The 3,530-nt window shown below is 44.3% G+C and carries 5 protein-coding genes, 1 tRNA gene and 1 pseudogene; 4 read left to right on the top strand and 3 right to left on the bottom strand.

Annotation, left to right across the window (positions count from 1 at the left end):
* Positions 1-202: 202 nt before the first annotated feature.
* Entirely contained in the window at positions 203-472 is a 270-nt protein-coding gene (locus ACTBDU_RS16220; RefSeq protein WP_438807190.1) for a transcriptional regulator, read from the bottom strand.
* Between the two features lie 128 nt (positions 473-600).
* On the opposite strand from ACTBDU_RS16220, the gene ACTBDU_RS16215 reads away from it, so the two are divergent.
* The 4 genes from ACTBDU_RS16215 to ACTBDU_RS16200 all read left to right on the top strand — a co-directional run bounded on the left by ACTBDU_RS16215 (position 601) and on the right by ACTBDU_RS16200 (position 2,602).
* Positions 601-1,293 (top strand): LexA family transcriptional regulator, encoded by a 693-nt coding sequence (locus tag ACTBDU_RS16215; protein ID WP_438807189.1) that lies wholly within the window; start codon positions 601-603, stop codon positions 1,291-1,293.
* Positions 1,294-1,669: 376 nt separating this feature from the next.
* On the top strand, positions 1,670-2,053 hold the full coding sequence (locus ACTBDU_RS16210) for an antitermination protein (protein ID WP_438807188.1): 384 nt from the start codon (positions 1,670-1,672) through the stop codon (positions 2,051-2,053).
* 49 nt (positions 2,054-2,102) lie between these two features.
* On the top strand, positions 2,103-2,381 hold the full coding sequence (locus ACTBDU_RS16205) for a hypothetical protein (protein ID WP_438807187.1): 279 nt from the start codon (positions 2,103-2,105) through the stop codon (positions 2,379-2,381).
* A gap of 17 nt (positions 2,382-2,398) precedes the next feature.
* The gene (locus tag ACTBDU_RS16200) at positions 2,399-2,602 is read left to right on the top strand and encodes a hypothetical protein (protein ID WP_438807186.1); all 204 of its coding nucleotides are present in this window, start codon (positions 2,399-2,401) and stop codon (positions 2,600-2,602) included.
* A 238-nt stretch (positions 2,603-2,840) separates the two neighbouring features.
* Here ACTBDU_RS16200 and ACTBDU_RS16195 read toward each other — a convergent pair.
* Together ACTBDU_RS16195 and ACTBDU_RS16190 are read right to left on the bottom strand one after the other, a co-directional pair.
* Positions 2,841-2,919, bottom strand: a tRNA-OTHER gene (locus ACTBDU_RS16195).
* A gap of 111 nt (positions 2,920-3,030) precedes the next feature.
* Positions 3,031-3,419, bottom strand: a pseudogene (locus ACTBDU_RS16190) (DUF1640 domain-containing protein).
* Positions 3,420-3,530: the final 111 nt, after the last annotated feature.

Raw genomic sequence — 3,530 nt, 5'->3', positions numbered from 1 at the left:
GTTTACTTAATGTGTGTGATAGGCTGATAAGCTGCTGCAACAAGGTGACTGCTGATAAACTCAACCGCAGAATTTTTGCGTGTTTTTGCGTTCTCCATCGGAGATAATCCTTTGATTGATAATCAATAAACGTGATAATGTCGTGAGCTAGTCACAGTGAGTGGGTACTGTGGTATGTTGAGTTTTCGCTTTGTCAGCGACCTTAGGACGAATGTCCGTTGTGAAAGTGGTACTGTTGATTATGCGTTCTGTTCCGGGGGGGGGGGGAGAGCTTAGGTAAATCTGGCCGGAATTGGTAAGCAAGAACCTGACCTCCCGTGGCCTCAACTAGATCGGGCACATATTCTGGGGATATCTGTATTTTGCCATTTAGCCAGTCACAGATCGTCGATTGTGCTCTGCCACACTTTTTTGCTAATGCCATTTGGCTACCAGCGATGGCCATTGCCTGTTCTACTCCCAAATTCTTCATGAATCGAATCTCCTATAAGCAAATTCGATTATAAATAGATTAAAATGCGCAGTCAATCGCAGCTGCTATTTTGAATAAATATCGCTTCTGCGATATTCTTCAACAAATCAGTTCAAAAGGTTACTCATGTGAGCTTTTCAGAAAGGCTTAAAATAGCAATGCAAGCAACAGGGCACACTCAAGGCTCCTTGGCTAGAGCTGTAGGGATGGCACAATCTAGCGTTTGGAGGCTTACCAGTGGTGGAGCATCGGGAACCAAAAAGCTTTTCAAAATTGCCAAAGTTTTAGGTGTCAATCCTGAGTGGCTCTCAGATGGCATTGGGGAGATGAGAGCTAACTATAACAATAATGATTATCAATTTTTTTCTGATACAGTCTCGTTATATGATAAAAAAGAAACTATAAGCAGTGATGTTTTTGCTATAAAAATATATAACCGCATGGAGTGGGTGCTTTCCCCTGGCAAAGATGGTGAAAAGGATTTTAATCCCATGTTTTGGTTGCCTAGAAATATCCCATCAAAAACAAACAATTCCCTGGATTTCTCTGTGGCTATCATTGCGCCCGATGATAGTATGTCCCCTCATATAAATGAGGGTTCTATCGTAATCTTAGATAGAAGTGTGAAGGATGTGCGAAATGGTAAAACTTACGCGGTATCATACGGAGGCGTTTACATGCTCCGTACACTTTATCAGCTACCTGAAGGTAAAGTACGATTAAAGAATAATAAACCCGATGATTATCCTGAGGGGATAATATCCATATCCGATTTAACAATTATAGGTAAAGTTTACTACGCAGCAGGGATTTTTGATTAGCAATCAAGCTGTTATCTCAATTTAATTGGAGTTAATCACTCCCTCTCTTTTTGAATTTTTATCCTGTATCTCCTGCGGGGGTTTCCGCGTACAAAAAATCGAAAAAAAAGTTTCTAATCACTTAACCATCAAGCGGTTATCGCATAATGCGAACATTAATCTTATTTGCGATTGACTAATTGCAGTCTAAAAGTTTATCATCTATCCCATCAACCCAGCAGATAGCCGCAAGACGAGCCAGACGGTGGGATAGCAAATTGCAGTACTCTACTTCTACAACGAGCTTAACGCTCTACGGGCACTGACAAAGTGCAACCCTTTTGCTGATTTCTGAGTGTTCTGATGCCAGCATAGCCAAAAATCAACAGGAGAAAGTATGACGACTATCGTACATGGCAAGACGGTCAGGCCGATCACCCATGCTTCGGGACGCCTTAAAGATCGCCGCAAGGCAGAAGCAGTCCAGCGCGAACTTGTGGCATCCCGCATCGATAAGGTGCTGGGGCTGAAGCCAGAAAAACGTAAAACGCTTACCCGAATAGAATTAGCCTGCAAACGCAAACCAGCACTGTCGCTTGATTTAAGCACGCCGTCCCAGTACCAAGAACAAATTGCCCTTTCCGCCCAGAAGCACATGAAAGCCAGATATCCACATTGCGGATCGTTCGTGGCATTTAAGGAGGGTTCGTGCTGCCTGGAGAATGTGGCGTTATTTCAGGCTGGATATAGAAAGCAGGCGGGAACATTTGCGGCGAGGTAATATTACCGGCAAAGGATACTCTTTTATTCTAACGGAAACTGAGACCACCATGCAAAAGCTGATTGACAAATTTGACCACCTGATAGCCCCGGGGTCAATTGTTACTGAAATCATCCTGTCTGGCGCAACCTATGATGACTGGGGCTACACGTTGCAAGAGAATGATGATGCTGATTTTTTCACCGTCGATATCCGTAAGGCTGACGGTACAATGCAGGCCATCGGCGACTTCTCCGACCGTGAGGATGCACTCGCTTATGCCGCGCGGATGGTTGAGAAATATCAGGCACCGCTGACGGATAATACCCGGAAATTATTAAACGATTAGGAGCATGAAAGAGATTTATGGTAGATGATATCGATCTAGCTAGTCAGAACGAAGAAGCTTTCCGTCAACACCTGATTGCTAATCATCGAGAGCAAACATTACCTATTACCGGACGTTGCTATTATTGCGAAGCCCCTGCCGAGGGTAATTTCTGCTGCAAAGAATGCCGGGAAGATTGGGAGAAACGAAAATATTTTGATAGCCAACGGAGGATTGAATGATGCAACTTAACAAGCCTCGTATAATGACCTTCAACCATCCAAATTTCGGTGAAATGGTCGCCGTCACCAACGGTAGCAATAACATTAATGATTCGCATTATTTAATGCGCATCGACACTTATCCATACGACGACCACGATACAATGGTATATAAATTAACCATTGCCATATCTAATGGAGGAAAATAAACGACTTAAGAAGCAGGTAAGGAAATTAACGATAGAAAGCTATTGAAATGTGGAGGGTCGAGTAGGCATCGAACCCGCGCCCTTACGGTTTAACAACTCGTACGCTCTTCCAAACTGAGCTACCGACCCTAAAATCACACCGGCGGATTAAAGCACTAATTACTTTGACTTGTACCAAGCTTATCTCGGCAGATTATTCATTAACTACAGAATGATTGTTATACGCTATACAGGACCGTGTTACATTTTGAGGATGGCAGCAATGATACTGACGGCGGCGGCGACCATGAGCCCGAGCCTGATGCTCATCTGCATGCCAAACTTTTCAAATTTATCGTTAATTTTATCAAATTCCGCAGCCATATCCTTACGAAGACCGGCTATCTCTGCTGACAGGTCCTTACGGACATCGGCTATCTCTTTGCGGACATCCGCAATATCGGCTGAAAGCTCTTTGCGCACGTCCTCAAGGTCACGCCTCACATTGGCAATATCAGCCTTGGTAGCCACATCAGCCACCTCATGAGACTTGCGTACGACGAGCGAAATGGCCTTGATTGCTCACTGGTAAGCCCGGGTGTCTGAAGCTCTTCTGACGCCAGCAATGTATCAAATGCGACTTGACCCATGGGGAAATCCCCCTGTTTAGGCCAAGTGTAGCGTATCCACCACATCAACGGAAGGAGTTACCGCCATGAACTACAACCAAACGCTTATCGTGCCTAATGGTATTTTGTAGT

Origin of the sequence: Sodalis sp. (in: enterobacteria) (assembly GCF_051710625.1) — a bacterium.
Taxonomy (GTDB): domain Bacteria; phylum Pseudomonadota; class Gammaproteobacteria; order Enterobacterales; family Enterobacteriaceae; genus JBPESN01.
The sequence above is the reverse complement of the archived record's forward strand: the minus strand, read 5'-3'. Positions and strand labels throughout refer to the sequence as shown.